Genomic DNA, 19,447 nt, shown 5'->3' with positions numbered 1-19,447 from the left:
CGTGCGTTCTTGTGATGATCATCGAGCGCCTGTTGAACAATGCGCTACAAGGCAATTCAAAACAGACGTTTAAACTGAGTGTACATCTGTGTACTCTAGCGGCATGGCTGAACGAGGCGCGCAGCCCCAGGTCCCGCGGGGGCGACGATTGTTCCTGCGTGCGGTGCGGCGGTTGTTCAGCCCGCTGCAGCCGGACGACTACCTCGAAATGATCAACCCGCTGTGGACTACGAAGGAGCTGCGCGGGAAGGTCGAAGCTATCGAGCAACAGGGCTCGGAAGCCGCCAGCGTGCTGATTCGCCCGGGTTACGAGTGGCCAGGCCACAAGCCCGGCCAGTATGTGCGCCTCGGCGTGGTCATCGACGGCGTCTACCACTGGCGCGCGTACTCACTGACGTCGGATCCCACGCCCAAAGACGGACTTATCAGCGTCACGCCCAAGAGGGTCGACGGCGGCGCCGTGTCGCCGTATCTAGTGCACAAGATTCAGCCCGGCGATCTGGTGCGGCTCGGCGAGATCGAGGGGGTCTTCACGCTGCCCGAGCCCGTGCCGGACAAGATGCTGTTCATCAGCGCCGGTAGCGGCATCACGCCGATCATCAGCATGCTACGCAGCCTCGATAGCCGCGACGAGATGGGCGACGTGGTGGTCATTCATTCCGCGCGCACCCGCGACCAAGTGATGTTCGCCGACGCGCTCGAGGAGCTCGCCGGCCGCCACGAAGGGATGCGGCTGGACCTCCGCCTCACGTCCGAACAGGGGCGATTGACGCCCGAGGACCTTGATGACGCGTGCCCCGACTGGCGCGAGCGGGAGGCGTTCTGTTCGGGTCCCGGTGAGATGCTCGACGCACTGATCGAGCACTGGGAAGAAAACGGGGATCGCGAACGCCTGCACTTCGAGCGGTTCCAACCGAAGATAGGCGGCGACGCCAACGCGGGCGAGGGGGGCACGGTCTGCTTCCTCGACAGCGAAAAGGAAGTCGAATGTGACGGTGGCACTTCGATTCTCGAGGCCGGCGAGAAGGCCGGTCTCAACCTCGCGTTCGGCTGCCGGATCGGCATCTGCCACACCTGTGTCGGCACGCTGAAGTCGGGCAAGCTGCGCGACCTGCGCTCGGGCGACGTGATCGAACCGACCGGACAAGACGTCCGAATCTGCATCAACACCGCCGAGGGCGACGTCGAACTCGAACTCTGATCGAAAGGAGCGGCTTGTGACAACTGCCGTGAAGAGGGCCGGGGAGAGCCCGCTGTCCCGACTGGGGGAACAAGAACTCGAAAAACTGGCGAAGGAATTCGACGCGATCCATGACGAGGTGTTCGCCGATCTCGGCGACCGCGACCGGCGCTACATCAAGAACGTCATCTCGGCGCAACGTCAGATCGTGGTGGCCGGCCGGGTGCTGTTGCTGGCTTCGCGCTCGAAGACCGCGTGGCTGCTGGGCACCGCCTGTCTGTCCATGGCCAAGATCTTGGAGAACATGGAAATCGGCCACAACGTGATGCACGGTCAATGGGATTGGATGAACGATCCCGACATCCATTCCTCGGTCTGGGACTGGGACACGGCGTCGACCGCCGAGTCGTGGAAGCACTCCCACAACTACATCCATCACACCTTCACGAACATCCTCGGCAAGGACAAGGATCTCGGCTACGAGATCATGCGGATCGATCCCAACCAGAAATGGGAGCCACGCTTCCTCTTCCAGCCGATCTACAACCTGTTGCTCACGCTGCTGTTCGAGTGGGGCGTAGCCGTCCACGACATGGATATCGACGCCATCCGCAAGCGCGAGAAGCCCTGGTCGGAGGTCCGCAAGGACCTGAAAGGCATCGGCGTCAAAGCGCGTGCGCAGATCTACAAGGACTACCTCGGGTGGCCGGTCATCAGCGCCGGAGCGTTCGCCCTCACCCAACTGGCGTCGCGCGGCCGGCTCGAGCAGCCGACGCAGTCGCGCATCGCCAGAAGGCTCCGCAGGGTGTCCAGCGGCGGCCGCATCGGCGCCGCCGCGAAGTTCCTCGACAAGATGGCGCCCGGCGTCGAAAGCACCTACCTGCGCACGCTGGCCGCCGACGCGCTTGCCAACGTCATCCGCAACGTGTGGGCGCACGCCATCATCTTCTGCGGCCACTTTCCCGACCAGACCTACACGTTCACTCAGGAAGAAGTCGAGAACGAGACGCGCGGCGGTTGGTACGTACGCCAATTGCTCGGCGCCGCGAACATCGACGGCAGCCCGTTGTTCCACATCATCAGCGGCAATCTCGGTTACCAAGTCGAGCACCACCTCTACCCGGACATGCCGAGCAGTCGATACTCGGAGATCGCCCCGCAGGTCAAGGAGATCTGCGAGCGCTACGAGTTGCCGTACAACTCCGGCCGTTTCTCGAAGCAGTGGGCGATGGTGCACCGCAGCATATTTCGCCTGGCTTTCCCGGGTGGGAAGCCCCGCCCGAAGCCGGGCCCCTACCACGGCAACGTGCATCGGCCCGATCCCGAGCGGCCCAGCGAGGGCACCCGATTCCGCGAGCGGGTGCCGGCCGAACATCCGGCCGCCGGACCCGAACACGATTCCACGGGCGTCGAGGTGCAGCCACCGCCGCGCGGCAAGGACTGACTCGTCCCAGGCGTGAACTAACAGACGCCGAATCTGAACCATTTTCGCCCGCCGGTCGTGGATGATCATCGAGTGATGCTCCGCATCCGCAGATCCGATATCGAAGACACCGAGCCGACGAGCGAATCCGGCGGTTACGGATTTCCCGCGCGGCTGTGGGGCTCACTAAACGAGCACCCGCCGCCGGGTGTCAGGCGCGCACAACGGTGGGGCAGCCCGCTGCGGGGTCCATGGCTGACATCTGTTTTCGGTTCGGTGCTGCTGGTCACGCTACCGATCGTCATCCTCACCGGCCTGCTTTCCTACATCGCCTACGGGCCGCGATTCGGCCAGGCCATCCCCGGCAACGTCGGTTGGCTGAAGCTACCCACGTTCGATTGGCCCACCAACCCGTCCTGGCTGTATCGGCTGACCCAAGGGCTGCACGTCGGCCTCGGGCTGGTCCTGATCCCGGTCGTGCTGGCCAAGCTGTGGTCGGTGATACCGAAGCTGTTCGCGTGGCCGCCGGCCCGGTCGACAGCTCAACTGCTGGAACGGTTTTCGCTGCTGATGCTGGTCGGGGGCGTCCTGTTCGAGATCGTGACGGGCGTGCTGAACATTCAGTACGACTACATCTTCGGGTTCAGCTTCTACACCGCCCATTACTTCGGCGCATGGGTGTTCATCACCGGCTTCGTCGTGCACATCGCGATCAAGATCCCGACCATGTGGTCCGGCCTGCGCTCGATATCACCGCGCGACGTCCTGCGCACCGGGCGTGCGGACACCGCAGCCCAGGAGTGGGAGCCGGACGGGCTGGTCGCCGCAGACCCGTACCCCGCGACGATGAGCCGCCGCGGCGCCCTGGCGCTGGTGGGTGGGGGCGCGCTGTTCATGGCCATCATCACCGCGGGCCAGACGCTGGGTGGCTACGCGCGGCCGGCCGCGCTGCTGCTGCCGCGGGGCCGCACCCCTGGCGACGGACCCAACGACTTCGAGATCAACCGGACCGCGGCAGTCGCCGCCATCTCCGCCGAGAACACCGGCGAGCGCTGGCGGCTGACAATGACCGGCGGACCCCGCCCCGTGGTGCTGGACCGCGCCGCGCTGCTGGCCATGCCGCAGCACACCGCCGTCCTGCCGATCGCCTGCGTGGAAGGCTGGTCCACCACCCAAACCTGGACCGGGGTGCGGTTGGCGGACCTGGCCCGGCTCGCCGGCGTTCCCGCACCGGAGTCCGCGCATGTCTCGTCGGTGGAGCGCTCCGGCGCCTTCGGCCGCGCGACATTGCAGGGCAGCCAGGTGCTGCACCCGGATGCGCTGCTGGCGCTGCGCGTCAACGGCGTTGACCTGTCGCCGGACCACGGCTTTCCGGCGCGCATCATCGTGCCGGCGCTGCCCGGCGTGCACAACACCAAATGGGTGGAGTCGATAGCCTTCCGCGGGGGCGCAAATGCCTAGCGCCCGAGCGGGTTTCGCCAGGTTGTACGGGTCCCACCCGGTGCACCTACTGACGCTGACGGCCGGGTTTGCGCTCTTGGGCTACGTGGTGGTCATGATCAAGCCGGTCACACTGTGGAACCCGCAAGTGTGGTGGCAGTCGATCATCGTGTGGTTCGCCGCCGCCATCGTCGCCCACGACCTGGTGTTGTTCCCGATCTATGCGTTTCTCGACTGGCTGCTGCGGCGGACCGTTGTCGGGCCCGCAACACCGCGCGTGCCGGTGATCAACTACATCCGGGTACCCGCCCTGGGTGCGGGCCTGACGCTGCTGGTGTTCCTTCCCGGCATCATCAGGCAGGGCGGCGCCACCTATTTTGCTGCGACCGGTCAGACGCAGGACGCCTTTCTGGGCCGCTGGCTGTTGCTGACGGCGGCGCTGTTCGGGGTCAGCGCCGCGATCTACGCGGTCCGGGCGGGAACGGCGCGCCGGCGGAGTGACCGGGCCGACCTAGCTGCCGGCGATGATGTGTAGGCGCCGGGCGCTGTACTCGGTATCGGAAATCGCGCCTCTGGCGTGCAGGTCCTCCAGTTGCCTGAGGCGCTCGGAAAGCGGCGGCTCGGAGAGCGGGAGCGCGGCCGGGTGAGCGTGGTGGCCGCCGTTGTGCTGGGGGGTGGGGCCCTTGGTGCTCCACCCCGAGCCCAATGCGATGAGCCGCAGGGCGAACAGCACGCCGGCGGCGGTGACGGGCAGGCCGAGGTAGAGCATCCACCCCAACGGCACGCCCGCTCGGCTCAGCGCGAAATAGCGCGTCAGCAGCACTAGCGCAAGCATCCCGCCGGCCAGCAGCACGACGACCTTGCTTCTCATTGGCGATGTACCTCCGTGTCGGTCGCTGCGCGGCACGCAGCGGTGGTGTGGCAAGTGCAGACCACCCGTAGCGCTACCGATCCCAAAGCACGCCGGGCGACTTCACCGTCGGGGGCCGCCCTTGGCGGATTCTTGCTGCCTTCTTGGAGTGTTCTTTGAACATCCGCGCGTGTCCTGCGCGTCGGGCGGCGGCTACCTACAGTGGTGGCCATGCGAAACGGGCGGAGCGGGACCGTGACGGCGTTGTGCGCCTGCGGTGCCGCGTTCGTGCTGGCGTTCGGTTGGTCGGACGGCGACCTGGCCACCCGGGCCGCGAACGCCTCCTCTTCGTCGGGCGTGACGCCGGCGCCCCCGCCGGCTCCGGGCGGGGCCTCACCCGTGCAACCCGCCGGCGGCGGCGGCTGCATCATCGGCCTGAACTGCGGTTGCACGCGCAACTGCCATAAACCCCGACCCCGTCCCCCGGGCCCCGTTGGCGACCCGCAGCACGACGCGCCCGCTCCCGTCCCGCAGAACCCCTAGCGGGAATTGGCGTACGGGGCCGTCCCTGGCTTTCCTATTATCTGCTCATGGAGACAGAGTCCTCGCCGGCTTTCACCGCCGAGGACACGGCCCGGTTTCACGCCGCCGGCTGGTGGTCTGACACAACGCTGTCGGATGCGGTGCGCCGCAACGCCGAACAGTCACCGGGTCGTCTCGCCTATGTCGACCATCCGGGGGAGTCGCTGACTTGGCGCCAATTCGACGCTGCCGCAACCGATGTTGCGGAACAACTGGCCGGCGCGGGGGTGGCGCCCGGTGATCGGGTAGCGGTGTGGCACGGCGACTCCGCCGCCCTCCATGTGCTCTTCGTGGCGATCGAGCGGTGCGGGGCCGTTGTCGTCGGCGTCGGCGCGCGCGCGGGGACCCGTGAGGTCACGGCGATACTGCAGACCTCGCGACCGCAGATCCTGATCAGCGATCAGCGGCGCGGTGGGGAAGCGGCGACTGTCGCCGGCGAGCTTTCGTTGCCGGCCCTGGTCCTGACCGTGGACGCCGGCACGCCACGACTGAACGGTCGGGCGCCGGCCAAGGCGCTTACCGGCGAGTCCCGGCTCGGGCCCGACGATGTCTTCCTGATCAACTCGACTTCCGGGACCACCGGCCTGCCCAAGTGCGTGGTGCACACCCAGAATCGTTGGTACTACTTCCACCAGAAGGCCGTCGCCAACGGGCGGCTGACTCCAGGGGACACGTTCCTACCCGTCATACCAACACCGTTCGGCTTCGGGTTGTGGACCAGCCACACCACGCCGATTTATCTCGGCGCCACCGCGGTCATCCTGGAACGGTTCAGCGCGAGGGCGACCTGCGAGGCGATATCGCGGCATAAGGTCAGCGTGTTGTGTTGTGTCAGCACGCAATTGACCATGCTGATGGCGGATCCCGCCATCCGCGACCACGACCTGAGCTCGCTGCGCGTCGTGTTCACCGGCGGTGAGGCGCTGCCCTACCGGCCGGCCGCCGAGTTCGAGGCGCTCACCGGCGCCACGATCCTGCAGTTCTACGGCTCCAACGAAACCGGGATGCTGAGCGCCACCACGATCGGCGACACGCGCGAACGCCGGCTGCGCACCGGTGGCCGGATCATCCCAGAGATGGCGGTCCGGCTGTTCGACGGCGAACGTGACGTGACCGCGACCGGCAACGGCCAGCCGGCCTGCCGCGGCCCGGCGACCAGCCTCGGCTATCTGGGCGGGACGGACCACGACAAGCTATTCACCCGAGACGGCTGGATGCGGATGGGCGACATCTGCGAAATCGACGCCGACGGCTATCTGACCGTCACCGGGCGAACCTCCGACTTCATCCTGCGCGGCGGCAAGAACATCAGCGCAACCCAGGTGGAGGACGCGGTCAGCACTCACCCCGCCATCGCGGTGGCGGCGGCGGTCGCAATGCCCGATCCGGTGTTCGGCGAAAAGGTCTGCCTCTACGCCGAACTCGTCGACTCGGCCACGATCGACCTGCCCGAGCTGGTCGAACACCTGCTGGCGCTGGGAGTGTCCAAGGAGCTACTGCCCGAACGGCTCATCGTGGTCGACGAGCTGCCACGATCGTCCGGTGGGAAGGTTGCCAAAGGCCGGCTCCGCGAGGATATTCGAGCCAGAACGGAGGGCCGATGATGAATGCTCCTAATGCGCGCCGGGGCGGCCTGGAGGTCTGGGCGCCGTCGGTGGTTCCCCCGATCGGGGTCGAGCTGTCCGACGAGCAGGCGCTCGCCGTGGCTTTCCGCCACCTGGCCGGCATCGGATTCGCCGAAAACATGGCGGGACACATCACCTGGCAGCGGGACGGACAGACGGACATGCTCGTCAACCCGTGGGGGTTGTGGTGGCAGGAGATCACGGCGTCCGACATCTGCGTGGTCAACGCCGAAGCCCGGGTGCTGCGCGGCCGTTGGGATGTCACTCCGGCGATCCACATCCACACTGAGCTGCATCGCGTCCGCGACGACGCCCGGGTGGTGATCCACAACCACCCCTACTACGTCTGCGTGCTCGCCGCGCTGGGCATGCTGCCCGAACTGGTGCACCAGACCGGTTCGCTCTTCCTCGACGACCTGTGCCTGGTGGACACCTACGACGGCGAGATCGACAGCCCCGCCCGCGCGGCCGAGCTCGCGGCCCGCATCGGCGCCGCGAACCTGACCATCCTGGCGAACCACGGCGTCATCGCCACCGGGCGCAACCTGGCCGAAGCGGTCTACCGCGCGGCGTCCATCGAGCGGGTGTGCAAGCTGGCCTACGATGTGCTGCTCACCGGCAAGAAGCCGGTGGCCATGAAGTGGTCGGACATGGCAGGCATGCAGCGGTCGCTCGTTGAACGTGCCGCCGACGTGTACTGGGCGGGGGCGGCCAGGATGACCATCAAGGCCGATCCCGACGTGCTCACGTGACCCCAATTGCGAGCCGTCAGTACACACTCAACCAAGCTGTCCCGCAAGGAGATTGACGAGTGAAATCGATCGACGAGCTGGCCGCCGACCTGAGATTCACCACCGCGAAGACCGGCGAGCAACGGTCGGTCACCTTCCTGCCGGACCCGCCCCGCGCGCCCCGGCGCTACACCGTGATCTCCGTCGACGACCACATCGTCGAGCCTCCGGACACCTTCGCCGGACGGCTGCCGCGCAAGTTCGCCGACCGCGCCCCCAAAGTCGTGGAGACCGACAGCGGAGGACAGACCTGGGTCTATGACGGGCGGGAACTGCCCAACGTCGGATTCAACGCGGTCGTCGGCCGGCCCGTCGCCGAGTACGGCTTCGAACCGGTCCGATTCGACGAAATGCGCAGGGGTGCCTGGGATATTCACGAGCGCGTCAAGGACATGGATCTCAACGGCATCTACGCCTCGCTGAATTTCCCGTCTTTCCTGCCCGGGTTCGCCGGCCAGCGGCTGCAGCAGGTGACCAACGACCGCGACCTCGCGCTGGCATCGGTGCGGGCGTGGAACGACTGGCACCTCGAGGTGTGGGCGGGTTCGTATCCCGAACGCATCATCCCGTGCCAGTTGCCGTGGTTGCTCGACCCCGAGCTCGGCGCGCGGATGATCTACGAGAACGCCGAGCGCGGATTCCACGCCGTCACGTTCAGTGAGAACCCGGCGATGCTGGGGTTGCCGAGCATTCACTCCCGGCATTGGGACCCGATGATGGCGGCCTGCGCCGAGACGGAGACCGTGGTGAACCTGCACATCGGCTCGTCGGGGTCCTCGCCGTCCACCACCGACGACGCTCCGCCGGACGTGCAGGGCGTGTTGTTCTTCGCCTACGCCATCTCTGCGGCGGTCGACTGGCTGTATTCCGGACTGCCCAGCAGGTTCCCCAACCTGAAGATCTGTCTGTCGGAAGGCGGCATCGGATGGGTGGCCGGGCTGCTGGATCGCCTCGACCACATGCTCAGCTATCACGCGATGTACGGCACCTGGCAGGCGCTGGGTGAAAGCCTCACTCCTGCCGAGGTTTTCACACGTAACTTCTGGTTCTGCGCGGTGGAGGACAAATCGTCGTTCGTGCAGCGCGACCGGATCGGTGTGGACAACATCATGCTGGAAGCCGACTACCCGCATTGCGACTCCACCTGGCCACACACCCAGCAGACGATCTACGAGCAGATCGGCGACCTGCCCCCGGACGTGATTCGTAAGTTGAGCTGGGAGAACGCCTCTCGCCTGTACCGCCACCCGGTCCCGGAAGAAGTGCAGCGCGATCCCGAGGCGTTCTGAGCGATGGCTACGACCAAAGTCGACTTCAGTTCGGTCCGTTGGGGCTCGGTGGAGTGGACCAATCTCGTCACGCTGTATCTGCGCGCCCACGAAAGCCGTTCGAGCCGACCGATTCTAGGTGACAAGGCGGCAGCGGAAGCGGCGGACCGGATCGACTACGACTTCAAGCGAATCCATCGGAGCTCGCTTCCGGCGTCGAACCAGTACCTGGTCGCCCTGCGCGCCAGGCAGCTCGACGACTGGTGCGCGGATTTCCTGCGGCGTCACCGCGACACGGTGGTGCTGCACCTGGGTTGCGGCCTCGACGGCCGCGCGTTCCGGCTCGCCGTGCCGCCTTCGGTCTTGTGGTTCGACATCGATCAACCCGACGTCATCGCCCTGCGGCGGCGGCTCTATGACGACACGGAGCGCTACCGGATGATCGGCTCGTCGGTGACCGATCCGGAGTGGCTGGAGCAGACTCCCACCGGGCGTCCCACGCTGATGGTCGCCGAGGGCCTGCTGATGTATCTGGCCGAGCACGAGGTGCGGCAGTTGCTGCAGCGCTTGACCGACCGATTCGACTGCGGCGAAATGCAGTTCGACACGCTGTCGGCGCTGGCGCCGCTGCTGTCGAGGCTTTTCACCAGGGGGATCGTCAAGTGGGGCACCCGCGACGCGCGGGAGCTCCAGACGTGGAACCCGAGGCTGCGGTTGGTCGAGCAGGCGCCCGCACTGGCGGGCTACCAGAAGATCGAATCGCCCGCGGTGCGGTGGATGTACAAGCTGACGTGTGCGACGCCCGGCGGCCGGTACGACGTGCTGAACCGCTTCGAATACTCATAGGCCGGAAGCCAGCCGCCGCAGGATGTCGGACGTCGGTTCGGCGCTGGCGCTCCGGTACCCGGTGCCCGCCCACAGGTGAACGTAGTCGGGCTTGCCCGCCGCGGCCGCCGCCTTGCGCAGCGGGCTGGTGAGGTGGTGGATGGCCGGATAGCCCAGCGGTGCGTGCGCCTCGTGGGCGTCGATGAACGCGTTGTGCAGCCCGCGGGCGGGCCGACCGGTGAAGGCGTGCGTGAGCACCGTTTCGGTATACGCGGGATCGGTCAGGGCCGCCTGGTGCGTGGCCGAGGCGCCGCTCTCGTCGGAGCGCAGCAGCACCGTCCCGACCGCGGCCGCAGCGGCGCCCGCGCGGATCACCTCGGCCACCGCGGCGGGGGTTGCGAGCCCACCGGCGGCGATCACCGGCAGCGGCACCGTCGCGACGATTTGCGCGACCAGTTCCGCGATCGGCACCGGTGTCAGCGGCTTCCGCGGCGAGAGTGTGCCCGAGTGACCGCCGGCGGCCGCCGCCTGCACCGCGATCATGTCGACCCCGGCGTCGCGCGCCCGCGCCGCCTCTTCGGGCGTGGTCACCGTCTGCGCCACGACGCTGCCCGCTTTGCGCAGCGCCGCGATCACGCTGGGCGCCGGGATGCCGAAGGTGAACGAGACCATGGGAACCGGGTCGTCGAGCAACAGCGCTATCTTCTCGCCGAATTTGTCGGTGTCCTCGACGGGGTCGGGAGGTAGCGTCACGCCGAACTGGTCGGCGTCCCGCTGAACGATCGCCGCATAGGCCCGGTAGGCCTCGGGATCAACCGGCAGGGGATTGGGCGCAAACACGTTGATACCAAACGAGATTCCCTCGGCGCGAACCTTTTTCACCTCGGCCTCAACCGCCTCCACGGTCTTGTAGCCGGCGGCGAGCATGCCCAGGCCGCCCGCGCGAGTGGCGGCCGACACCATCGCGGGGGTGGTCGGGCCGCCCGCCATCGGGGCGGCAACCAGCGGAATGGACATCCCGAACCGTGCCAGCATCTCAAAGCCTCTTCCGGTGTCGCAGTCTCGCAGGCGCAAAGAGCGCTGCCTCGACAATAACGACGTGGCGTTGCGGCAGCATTCCGCCCGGGCGCCGGACCTGGCAGGATGCTTCAGCGTGAAGAGGCCCAACTTCCTCGTGATCGTGGCGGACGACCTCGGCTTTTCCGATATCGGCGCGTTCGGCGGCGAAATCGGGACACCCAATCTCGATCGGCTCGCGTACGCGGGGATCCGGCTCACCGATTTCCACTCCGCGCCCGCCTGCTCGCCAACCCGGGCGATGCTGCTGACGGGAACGGACCACCACATCGCCGGAATCGGCACCATGCTGGAGGTCGCCGGGCCGGCGTTCCACGGCGCGCCCGGCTATGAGGGCTATCTGAACGACCGGGTCGTGGCGTTGCCCGAGTTGCTGCGGGACGCCGGATACCTGACGCTCATGTCGGGCAAGTGGCACCTGGGCGCCACCATCGAGACGTCGCCGTGGGCGCGGGGGTTCGAGCGTTCGTTCGCCTTGCTGCCGGCGGGGGCAAGCCATTACGGGGGTCGGGCGGCCGGCGGCTTCTCGCCCATCCCAACGCTTTACACCGAGGATGACCAGTTCGTCACGGTCGGGGACGACTTCTATTCCTCGGACTCCTACACCGACAAGCTGTTGCAGTACCTGCGCGAACGTGCGGCCGACGAGGACCGGCCATTCTTCGCATATCTGCCGTTCCAGGCGCCGCACTGGCCGCTGCAGGCCCCGGACGAATCCATCGCGAAATACCGTGGCCGCTACGACGCCGGGCCGGACGCGCTGCGCGAGGAGCGACTGGCGGCGCTCAAGCGGCTGGGCCTGTGCCCGCCGGACGTCGAGGCGCATCCGGTGGTTGCCGACGGCGCCCCGGAATGGGCGGACATGACCGCCGAACAGCGCGCGGTGTCGGCCCGCAGCATGGAGGTCTACGCCGCCATGGTCGACCGAATGGACTGGAATATCGGCCGGGTGATCGATTACCTGTCGGACAGCGGCGAACTCGACGACACCGTCGTTATCTTCCTGTCCGACAACGGCGCCGAGGGCGCCATCGTCGAGGCGATGCCGCTGCACGGCGCCCGCATCGCCGCGCAGATCGAAAAGAATTGCGACAACAGCGTCGACAACCTCGGCCGGCCCTCCTCGTTCATCTGGTACGGGCCGCGGTGGGCGCAAGCGGCCACCGCGCCGTCGCGGCTGCACAAGGCGTTTACCACCGAGGGCGGAATCCGGGTGGTCGGTTTCGTCACCTGGCCGGGTTTTGACCGGCAGCGACAGATCGGCACCGCCTTCAGCACCGTCATGGACATCGCCCCGACGCTGCTGGAACTTGCGGGTGCCGCGCATCCCGGCGCCGCCTATCGCGGGCGCGAGGTGGCACCCATCCGCGGCCGCACCCTGGTGCCGTATCTGTCGGGCGGCGCGGAGGCCGTGCACGACGCTGACACGGGCACGGGCTGGGAGTTGTTCGGCCGCCGCGCCATTCGCCGGGGAGACTGGAAGGCGCTGCACCTGCCCGCACCGTACGGTCCGGGCAGCTGGCAACTCTACGACCTCGCGCAAGACCCGGGTGAGATTCACGATCTCGCCGGCTCGCACCCCGACAAGCTGGCCGAGCTGCTGACGTTGTGGGATCGCTACGTCGAGGAGAACGGTGTCATCCTCGATCCCGTCTCGGTATTCGACGTCGAAGTTTGATGGCTGAGGTCTGATGACTGAGACAACCTCGTGTGCGATCGTCGGTGGCGGCCCGGCCGGCATGGTCCTCGGACTGCTACTGGCTCGGGCTGGTGTCCAGGTCACCCTGATGGAGAAGCACGGTGACTTCCTGCGGGACTTCCGCGGCGACACGGTCCACCCGACCACCATGCGGCTGCTGGACGAACTGGGCCTGTGGGAACCCTTTGCGGCCTTGCCTTTTACCGAGGTTCGCACCGCGAAGCTCGAATCCAACGGGCGGTCGGTGACCTACGTCGACTTCGAGCGGTTACGCCAGCCCCACCCGTTTGTAGCAATGGTGCCGCAGTGGGACTTGCTCAACCTCCTCGCCGCTGCGGCACAGGAGGAGCCGAGCTTCTCCTTGCGGATGAACAGCGAAGTCACCGGGCTTCTGCGGGAGGGCGGCAGGGTTGCCGGGGTGCGCTACCGCGGGCCCGACGGCCCGGGCGAATTGCGGGCCGAGCTGACCGTTGCCTGCGACGGCCGCTGGTCGATCGTTCGTCAAGAGGCCGGACTGAAGGCGCGCGAATACCCGGTGAAGTTCGACGTGTGGTGGTTTCGGTTGCCGCACAAGGAGGACACCGAATACTCCTTCCTGCCTCGCCTCGGTCCGGGCAAGGGACTTGCCGTGATCCCGCGGGAGGGCTACTTCCAAATCGCCTACCTCGGACCCAAGGGCATCGACACCCAGTTGCGGGCCCGCGGCATCGACGCGTTCCGGCGCGATGTCGAGGAGCTGCTGCCCGATATGCCCGAGTCGGTCGCGGCGCTGCAATCCATGGACGAGATCAAACATTTGGACGTGCACGTGAATCGGCTGCGGCGCTGGCACACCGGGGGACTGCTGTGCATCGGCGATGCGGCGCACGCGATGTCGCCGCTGGGCGGAGTCGGCATCAACCTGGCGATCCAGGATGCCGTCGCGGCCGCGACGATACTGGCCGAACCGTTGCGACTACACCGGGTCGGCGATCGCGAACTCGCCGCGGTGCATCGCCGGCGTGTGTTACCCACGGTAGTGACCCAACTGGTGCAGCAGGTGCTGCACCACATGTTGCTGGGGCCGCTGTTGCGCGGCGCGGACCCAACGCCGCCCGCGGCGCTGCTCGGCGTGATGAAGCGGTTGCCGTGGCTGTCGGCCGTGCCGGCCTACTTTGTCGGCGTTGGAGTGCGGCCCGAACATGCGCCCGCATTCGCCCGTCGCGCGCCCGGGCCCCGCGCTGGTTGAGTCTGCGCCCCAAGGCACCGCGACGAGCGGGCCGGCCGCGGAGGCGGTTTGAGTCTTCGTGAGCGAGGGTAACCGTAGCGTGACATTTTCGAGGTCGCGAAATGGTTCTGTCTCCGCGGTTCGGACGCCGCCATTGGCTAACCATGGACCGAGAGGAGGCCGGCAATGAATCTCAAGGACTTCGCAGGTAAGGCCATCGTCGCCAGCGCATTGTGCGGGGCGGCGCTGAGTTTCGGAACCGGTATGGCACAAGCCCACCCGGGACCGTGGCCGCCGCCGGTTCCGCCGGGCCCACACGTCGTGGACGACGGTCATTGGAATCCGCTGCCGCCTGGGCAGGTCAAGCAGGTTTGTCCCTGGCAGTCGCCGCCCGGGCAATGGGTCGGCGGCCCGAATGGGGTGCCCTGCACTTGACCGCCCCGGAGTCCAATCGGACTGACGTTCGCCTCGCCTGCGGGCGTGCGTCTCCGGCATTCGCCCGTCGCTACGACTCACGTCGTAATACCTGCCACGATTGTTCTGTGCGCGCGTTCGGGGCTTCGGCCCGTTCGAATCGCTGCGCTGCCCGAACTGCTCGGCCGAATTGGGATTGCAATGTGGCGAGCCGGACAATAGTTGCGACCTCGTCGGGCATGGTCGTCATCGATGGTCAAACGTGGCTCAGGTGCACAAGATCCAACCGCGCTGATCATCGGTGAGGACATCGAAGGACGAGCCTTCACGCCCATCAGCCCGATGGCTGCGTGAGCTCGTTGCTCCTGGTGAGCGCCGGGTCAGGGAAGCTCGGAAAACAACTGCCGCGCCGCCTCGACGCAGGGACGGAGCCGGTCGATCGGGCGGACCCCGTCCAACGCCAGCGACCTGCGCGGCACCTCGAGTTCGATCACGATGTCGGATGGGAGCGCCGAGAGGATGTCATGCAGGGGCAACTCGCCCTCACCGGGAACCATGCGCTCAAACATGGCTTCTTCCATATAGTTTCCGCTGCGCGACCGCAGCGTGGTGTCGTTGAGCTGGGCATAGCCGATGCGGGCCGCGTCGATCGCTGCGAGATCGGCGGCGCCCGAACCCGAGCGGACCAGATGCATGGTGTCGATCAGCAAGCGGAAAGCGGGCCGCCCCACGTGTTCCAGCGCGGCGAGTGCCGTCGGCAGGTCGCCGACGGTCAGGCCGGGCACCGCTTCGAGGAGTGTCTGGATGCCGCGCTCGGCGGCCAGCTCCGTCAGCGCGGCGAACTGGTCGAAGCTGCGGGAAAGGTCGGGGTCGAGGCTGACCACATTGATGCGGGGAACGACAAGCTCTGCCAGCACGTCGAGATCCGTGCCGAACACGCTCACGTCGGACCCGGGCAGGATGAGGAAGCCGTCACCGAGTGAGATCGCCACGCCGCGATCATTCATCGCGGCGAGCAAGGTCTGTCGCAGGCCGGCGTCGTCCGTCAGCGAGTAGCGGGGATAACCGAGCGGCACCAACGGCATTCCCTGCAGGGCGGCGGAGATGTAATGGCAGCCGAGATCTGCCGCCAGGTTCACCAATTCGACTGGGGGAAGGCCGAACACGCTCAGCATGCCGATGCCGAGCCGATCCGTGCCCGTGGTGCTCATGTCATGAGGGCCGGCCGGCCAGCTGGGCCAATTGCGCTGCCGCCTCGGCCGTTTGGGTGGTCAGCGCGATTCGTCCGGAGGCGACCTGGTCTTCGATGATCGGCGCCTCCAGGACGAGGTTGTCGCGGATGAAGGCTACGTGGTCTTTGAGATGCGCGGCGGTGTAGGACGCCCACGCGGTCGCCGATGGTGGGTCCAGGGTCAGGGTCACCTCGTAGAAACCCGCGGCCAGTGACGTCGGTGGGTCGACGTGTATCAGCCCGAGTTGCATGCTCTCCGGCCCCAGCATGTACAACGTGGTCCGCCCGATATCACAGGTGGTGAGCGCATCAGTCGGTGCTACCACGCGATCGGTGGCCGGACACTTGTCCGGGGTGGTCGGCTGAGACTTGTTCACCGGCCGGACGGGCAGCGGCGCAATCTTCACGATCGGCGCGGGCGATGCGGTTGTGGTGGGCGCCGGGGCGGTGGTGGCAGTGGTGGTCGACGTGGTGGGTGCGGCCTGATGCCTCGTCGGGTGACAACCGCAGATCAGCGCCCCGACCAGGCCGGCGCTAGCGAGCCAGGCGGCCATGAGGCGCCCGTGGCGGCGCCCGCAGCGATGCCGCACCGCGCTCTCTGTCTGATCACTCCGACGTCCAATCATCCGACCATTGTTCCAGTCGAACAGACGTCGTCTCGTCGTTGCCCGATAGTCGTTGCGTCACAGACATTTTCGTGCGGGGCGGGGGAGACTCCCGCCCGGTGGCCCACCGGCCCGCCATCATCGGCGATCACACCGGCCCTTTACCGACACTACGAATATAGAGTAAGGTCTCGGTCCGAGATGGATCGCCATGGACAAACGCCGAAAACCTAATCCCGGGGAGCGCCGCCGCGACCTGTGCGATGTGGCGATTCAGTTGTTGGCCGACGACGGGGCCAAGGGCTTGAGCCACCTCAAGGTCGACCGCAAAGCCGGCGTGCCCGACGGCACCACGTCGTTCTACTTCCGCACCCGCTCCGCGCTGCTGCGTGCCGTGGCCGAGCGGTTGGCGGAGCTCGACCTCGCCGACCTACGGTCCGTCGCCGATGACTCCGACGGTCGGGGCGACAACCCGTCGCCCTCGCGGCTGTCCCAAGTGGTCATTCGCTCCGGTAACGAGCCACAGTTGTTCCGCACCAAGGCCAGGTATGAGCTGACCATGCAGGCCGCCCGCGATCCGTCGCTGGCCGCGATCCTGCAGCGGGCCACGGACGAATTCACCAAGCTGCACCGGGAAATCCTGGTCCAGCTCATGCCGCACGGCGCGGACCTTGACCCAGCCGTGGTCGAGGACCTGAGCAATGTGACGTTGACCTTCATCAACGGCCTGCTGCAGCGGCTCGCCCATGGCGACCGGCTCATCGATACCGCGGAGCAGTTAGATGGCATCTTGTCGGCGATGGCGGTGGGGATTCTCAAGAGTCCGAACAAGGGCCGCCTCACACGGAGCGACCGCGTGTCGGCAGCGCGCCGCAGCCGGGTAGCCGGATCCGGGTGAGCCTGCGGGGCGGGACACGGCGTGTGTGGCTCTGGCTCTGGCCCTTGCCAGGCCACCCGCTGTATGGTTCTCTACGAGAATAGAGTAGGTCCACGTTCACGGGCCGCGTCAGCCAAACCCGTGAGCACGTGCGAACAATCCAATTAAGCGGAGTGTACAAATTGGCCGAGCCCGATCCGGCGCTGACAGACCGGCGGTGCCGGCTCTGTTGCGCAGGGGGTGTCGGTACCCGGAAATGTCTGCAGTAGGAGAAATTTCGTGACGGCGAGCACCGATAGCCATGTTCGATTCGACCCATATGATGTCGAGCTGATTGCCGACCCATATCCCATGTTCAAGCGCCTGCGTGACGAGGCGCCGCTTTACTACAACTCCGAATACGACTTCTACGCGCTGAGCCGATTCGCCGATGTAAACAAGGCAATCATCGACTACGGCACTTACAGCTCCGCTCGGGGCGTGATCATGGAACTGATCAAGGCCAACCTCGAGATCCCGTCAGGCATGTTGATCTTCGAGGACCCGCCGATCCACGACGTGCACCGCAAGCTGCTGTCGCGCATGTTCACGCCTCGCAAGATCGCGGCGCTGGAACCGATGATCCGGGAGTTCTGCGCGCAATCACTGGACCCACTGGTGGGGTCGGGGCGGTTCGACTTCGTCTCCGATCTGGGCGCGATCATGCCGATGAAGGTCATCAGCGCACTGCTCGGGATTCCCGAAGAAGATCAGGAATACATCCGCGATCGCGGCAATGCCCAACTACGCACCGAGCCCGGCAAGCCGATGAGTGCCGCCGAGCACGGCTTGTCAGTAGGCGAGCAGTTCGAGGCTTATATCGACTGGCGTGCCGACAATCCGTCCGACGACATCATGACCGAGCTGCTGAACGTCGAGTTCGTCGACGAGACCGGCACGACTCGGCGACTGAGGCGCGAGGAGATCTTGGTCTACCTCAACGTGGTGGCCGGGGCGGGAAACGAAACGACAACGCGGCTGATCGGTTGGGCGGGCAAAGTTCTCGCGGAGCACCCCGGCCAGCGTCGCGAGCTCGTCGACAACCCCGGACTCATCCCGCAGGCAATCGAGGAGCTGCTGCGCTTCGAGCCCCCCGCGCCGCACATGGCACGCTATGTAACTCGCGACGTCAGCCTCTATGGCCAGACGGTGCCGGAAGGCAGCGTGATGCTGATGCTGATTGGGGCGGCCTGCCGTGACGAGCGACAGTTTGGGCCCGACGCGGGCGAATTCAACATTCATCGCGCCGCCCGGCCGCACCTCACGTTCAGCGTCGGCGCCCACTTCTGCTTGGGTTCGGCGCTGGCCCGGCTGGAAGGACGTGTCGCCCTCGAGGAGATCCTCAAGCGCTTCCCGGAGTGGGAGCCCGACCTGGCCAACGCAAAGCTGAGCCCGACGTCGTCGGTGCGCGGCTGGGAAACCCTGCCCACCGTGGTGCCCTGATGACCGGCCGCGTCGAGGGCCGGGTAGCGGGAAAGGTCGCGTTCGTCAGCGGCGCCGCCCGCGGTCAGGGTCGCAGCCACGCAGTGCGCTTGGCGCAGGAGGGCGCCGACATCATCGCGATCGACGTCTGCGGGCCGATCGACAACCTGGCGTATCCGCACTCGACGCCGGAAGACCTGGCCGAGACGGCCGACTTGGTGAAAGCCCAAGACCGTCGCATCGTCACCGCGCAGGTCGACGTCCGCGATTACGAGGCGCTGAAATCCGCCGTGGACGGCGGTGTGGAACAACTCGGGCGGCTCGACATCATCGTCGCGAACGCGGGCGTGGGTACCGACGGCAGGAAGCTGCACAAGATTCGGGAAGACGTCTGGCAGGACATGATCGACATCAACCTCAGCGGCGTCTGGCATACGGTCAAAGCGGGCGTGCCGCACATACTTGCGGGTGGTCGCGGCGGCTCGATCATCCTCACCAGCTCGGTCGGCGGCCGCAAAGCCTACCCGAACACCGGCCACTACATCGCCGCCAAGCACGGCGTGATCGGTCTGATGCGTGCCTTCGCCGTCGAGCTGGGCCAGCACATGATCCGCGTCAACTCCGTGCTGCCCACGCAGGTCAGCACTACGATGGTGATGAATGACAACACATTCCGGCTCTTTCGTCCGGACTTGGAAAATCCCGGGCCGGACGACTTCGCGCCGATTTCCCAGATGATGCACACCCTGCCGGTGCCGTGGGTGGACGCCGTAGACATCAGCAATGCGGTCCTATTCCTCGCCTCTGACGAATCTCGTTATGTCACTGGCGTTTCGCTTCCCGTCGACGCGGGCAGCTTGCTCAAATAAGCGCTATTCAAGAGAAGTTGGAG

At 66.6% G+C, this 19,447-nt stretch carries 19 protein-coding genes; 15 read left to right on the top strand and 4 right to left on the bottom strand.

All coding sequences use genetic code 11. The features are described from left to right. Window positions 1–103 precede the first annotated feature (103 nt). The 4 genes from A5678_RS04520 (at window position 104) to A5678_RS04505 (ending at window position 4,578) form a co-directional block, all read left to right on the top strand. Window positions 104–1,201 (top strand): ferredoxin reductase, encoded by a 1,098-nt coding sequence (locus A5678_RS04520; RefSeq protein WP_068039055.1) that lies wholly within the window; start codon window positions 104–106, stop codon window positions 1,199–1,201. 16 nt (window positions 1,202–1,217) lie between these two features. Then, complete coding sequence (locus A5678_RS04515) at window positions 1,218–2,624, top strand: acyl-CoA desaturase (RefSeq protein ID WP_068039052.1); 1,407 nt, start codon at window positions 1,218–1,220, stop codon at window positions 2,622–2,624. Window positions 2,625–2,699: 75 nt separating this feature from the next. Next, on the top strand, window positions 2,700–4,064 hold the full coding sequence (locus tag A5678_RS04510) for a molybdopterin-dependent oxidoreductase (protein WP_082945379.1): 1,365 nt from the start codon (window positions 2,700–2,702) through the stop codon (window positions 4,062–4,064). Further along, window positions 4,057–4,578, top strand: a complete 522-nt coding sequence (locus A5678_RS04505) for a hypothetical protein (RefSeq protein ID WP_068039049.1) — start codon at window positions 4,057–4,059, stop codon at window positions 4,576–4,578. Before A5678_RS04510 ends, A5678_RS04505 begins: the two co-directional genes overlap by 8 nt. Here A5678_RS04505 and A5678_RS04500 read toward each other — a convergent pair. After that, window positions 4,555–4,914 carry an SHOCT domain-containing protein gene (locus A5678_RS04500; RefSeq protein ID WP_068039047.1) on the bottom strand — a complete coding sequence of 120 codons (360 nt, stop codon included), beginning with the start codon at window positions 4,912–4,914 and terminating at the stop codon, window positions 4,555–4,557. The genes A5678_RS04505 and A5678_RS04500 overlap by 24 nt on opposite strands. Window positions 4,915–5,124: 210 nt before the next feature. Here A5678_RS04500 and A5678_RS04495 point away from each other — a divergent pair, with 210 nt between their 5' ends. Genes A5678_RS04495 through A5678_RS04475 form a run of 5 tightly spaced genes read left to right on the top strand, consistent with a single transcriptional unit; the run spans window position 5,125 to window position 10,005 of the window. Further along, entirely contained in the window at window positions 5,125–5,436 is a 312-nt protein-coding gene (locus A5678_RS04495) for a hypothetical protein (RefSeq protein WP_156746750.1), read from the top strand. Window positions 5,437–5,483: 47 nt separating this feature from the next. Continuing rightward, window positions 5,484–7,079 carry a class I adenylate-forming enzyme family protein gene (locus A5678_RS04490; protein ID WP_068039041.1) on the top strand — a complete coding sequence of 532 codons (1,596 nt, stop codon included), beginning with the start codon at window positions 5,484–5,486 and terminating at the stop codon, window positions 7,077–7,079. Beyond that, entirely contained in the window at window positions 7,079–7,852 is a 774-nt protein-coding gene (locus A5678_RS04485; RefSeq protein ID WP_068039039.1) for a class II aldolase/adducin family protein, read from the top strand. The genes A5678_RS04490 and A5678_RS04485 overlap by 1 nt, the downstream gene beginning before the upstream one ends. 59 nt (window positions 7,853–7,911) lie before the next feature. Next, window positions 7,912–9,180: an amidohydrolase family protein gene (locus A5678_RS04480; protein ID WP_068039035.1), complete on the top strand. Its 1,269-nt coding sequence runs from the start codon at window positions 7,912–7,914 to the stop codon at window positions 9,178–9,180. 3 nt (window positions 9,181–9,183) lie between these two features. Further along, complete coding sequence (locus A5678_RS04475) at window positions 9,184–10,005, top strand: class I SAM-dependent methyltransferase (RefSeq protein ID WP_068039032.1); 822 nt, start codon at window positions 9,184–9,186, stop codon at window positions 10,003–10,005. On the opposite strand, the gene A5678_RS04470 is transcribed toward A5678_RS04475, so the two are convergent. Then, the gene (locus A5678_RS04470; RefSeq protein WP_068039029.1) at window positions 10,000–11,019 is read right to left on the bottom strand and encodes a nitronate monooxygenase family protein; all 1,020 of its coding nucleotides are present in this window, start codon (window positions 11,017–11,019) and stop codon (window positions 10,000–10,002) included. The genes A5678_RS04475 and A5678_RS04470 overlap by 6 nt on opposite strands. Window positions 11,020–11,137: 118 nt before the next feature. Here A5678_RS04470 and A5678_RS04465 point away from each other — a divergent pair, with 118 nt between their 5' ends. From A5678_RS04465 to A5678_RS26310, 3 genes are all read left to right on the top strand, one after another. Beyond that, complete coding sequence (locus A5678_RS04465) at window positions 11,138–12,739, top strand: arylsulfatase (protein WP_068039356.1); 1,602 nt, start codon at window positions 11,138–11,140, stop codon at window positions 12,737–12,739. A 13-nt stretch (window positions 12,740–12,752) separates the two neighbouring features. Then, window positions 12,753–13,988: an FAD-dependent oxidoreductase gene (locus tag A5678_RS04460; protein WP_068039026.1), complete on the top strand. Its 1,236-nt coding sequence runs from the start codon at window positions 12,753–12,755 to the stop codon at window positions 13,986–13,988. A gap of 165 nt (window positions 13,989–14,153) precedes the next feature. Continuing rightward, a complete protein-coding gene (locus tag A5678_RS26310) occupies window positions 14,154–14,402 on the top strand; it encodes a hypothetical protein (protein ID WP_082945378.1) in 249 nt (82 codons plus the stop codon). Window positions 14,403–14,761: 359 nt separating this feature from the next. On the opposite strand, the gene A5678_RS04455 is transcribed toward A5678_RS26310, so the two are convergent. Together A5678_RS04455 and A5678_RS04450 are read right to left on the bottom strand one after the other, a co-directional pair. After that, on the bottom strand, window positions 14,762–15,592 hold the full coding sequence (locus tag A5678_RS04455) for a sugar phosphate isomerase/epimerase (protein WP_068039023.1): 831 nt from the start codon (window positions 15,590–15,592) through the stop codon (window positions 14,762–14,764). A gap of 1 nt (window position 15,593) precedes the next feature. Beyond that, complete coding sequence (locus tag A5678_RS04450) at window positions 15,594–16,166, bottom strand: preprotein translocase subunit SecD (RefSeq protein ID WP_068039020.1); 573 nt, start codon at window positions 16,164–16,166, stop codon at window positions 15,594–15,596. Between the two features lie 262 nt (window positions 16,167–16,428). Between A5678_RS04450 and A5678_RS04445 the strand changes: the two genes are divergently transcribed. From A5678_RS04445 to A5678_RS04435, 3 genes are all read left to right on the top strand, one after another. After that, window positions 16,429–17,115: a TetR/AcrR family transcriptional regulator gene (locus A5678_RS04445; RefSeq protein ID WP_068039017.1), complete on the top strand. Its 687-nt coding sequence runs from the start codon at window positions 16,429–16,431 to the stop codon at window positions 17,113–17,115. A gap of 258 nt (window positions 17,116–17,373) precedes the next feature. Next, window positions 17,374–18,576 (top strand): cytochrome P450, encoded by a 1,203-nt coding sequence (locus A5678_RS04440; RefSeq protein WP_068039015.1) that lies wholly within the window; start codon window positions 17,374–17,376, stop codon window positions 18,574–18,576. Further along, window positions 18,576–19,424, top strand: a complete 849-nt coding sequence (locus A5678_RS04435) for a mycofactocin-coupled SDR family oxidoreductase (protein WP_068039012.1) — start codon at window positions 18,576–18,578, stop codon at window positions 19,422–19,424. The genes A5678_RS04440 and A5678_RS04435 overlap by 1 nt, the downstream gene beginning before the upstream one ends. The last annotated feature ends 23 nt before the right edge of the window (window positions 19,425–19,447 follow it).

The organism is Mycobacterium sp. E2733, assembly GCF_001667585.1.
GTDB lineage: Bacteria > Actinomycetota > Actinomycetes > Mycobacteriales > Mycobacteriaceae > Mycobacterium.
Note: the sequence above shows the minus strand (reverse complement) of the source record. Positions and strands in the feature narration are given on the sequence as shown.

Excerpts from the sequence above, each read along its gene's own strand:
- A5678_RS04470 (WP_068039029.1), bottom strand. The coding sequence starts at position 11,019 with ATGCTGGCACGGTTCGGGATGTCCATTCCGCTGGTTGCCGCCCCGATG.
- A5678_RS04475 (WP_068039032.1), top strand. The coding sequence starts at position 9,184 with ATGGCTACGACCAAAGTCGACTTCAGTTCGGTCCGTTGGGGCTCGGTG.
- A5678_RS04450 (WP_068039020.1), bottom strand. The coding sequence starts at position 16,166 with ATGGCCGCCTGGCTCGCTAGCGCCGGCCTGGTCGGGGCGCTGATCTGC.
- A5678_RS04460 (WP_068039026.1), top strand. The coding sequence starts at position 12,753 with ATGACTGAGACAACCTCGTGTGCGATCGTCGGTGGCGGCCCGGCCGGC.
- A5678_RS04435 (WP_068039012.1), top strand. The coding sequence starts at position 18,576 with ATGACCGGCCGCGTCGAGGGCCGGGTAGCGGGAAAGGTCGCGTTCGTC.
- A5678_RS04500 (WP_068039047.1), bottom strand. The coding sequence starts at position 4,914 with ATGAGAAGCAAGGTCGTCGTGCTGCTGGCCGGCGGGATGCTTGCGCTA.
- A5678_RS04485 (WP_068039039.1), top strand. The coding sequence starts at position 7,079 with ATGAATGCTCCTAATGCGCGCCGGGGCGGCCTGGAGGTCTGGGCGCCG.
- A5678_RS04445 (WP_068039017.1), top strand. The coding sequence starts at position 16,429 with ATGGACAAACGCCGAAAACCTAATCCCGGGGAGCGCCGCCGCGACCTG.
- A5678_RS04520 (WP_068039055.1), top strand. The coding sequence starts at position 104 with ATGGCTGAACGAGGCGCGCAGCCCCAGGTCCCGCGGGGGCGACGATTG.
- A5678_RS04455 (WP_068039023.1), bottom strand. The coding sequence starts at position 15,592 with ATGAGCACCACGGGCACGGATCGGCTCGGCATCGGCATGCTGAGCGTG.
- A5678_RS26310 (WP_082945378.1), top strand. The coding sequence starts at position 14,154 with ATGAATCTCAAGGACTTCGCAGGTAAGGCCATCGTCGCCAGCGCATTG.
- A5678_RS04490 (WP_068039041.1), top strand. The coding sequence starts at position 5,484 with ATGGAGACAGAGTCCTCGCCGGCTTTCACCGCCGAGGACACGGCCCGG.
- A5678_RS04510 (WP_082945379.1), top strand. The coding sequence starts at position 2,700 with ATGCTCCGCATCCGCAGATCCGATATCGAAGACACCGAGCCGACGAGC.
- A5678_RS04505 (WP_068039049.1), top strand. The coding sequence starts at position 4,057 with ATGCCTAGCGCCCGAGCGGGTTTCGCCAGGTTGTACGGGTCCCACCCG.
- A5678_RS04495 (WP_156746750.1), top strand. The coding sequence starts at position 5,125 with ATGCGAAACGGGCGGAGCGGGACCGTGACGGCGTTGTGCGCCTGCGGT.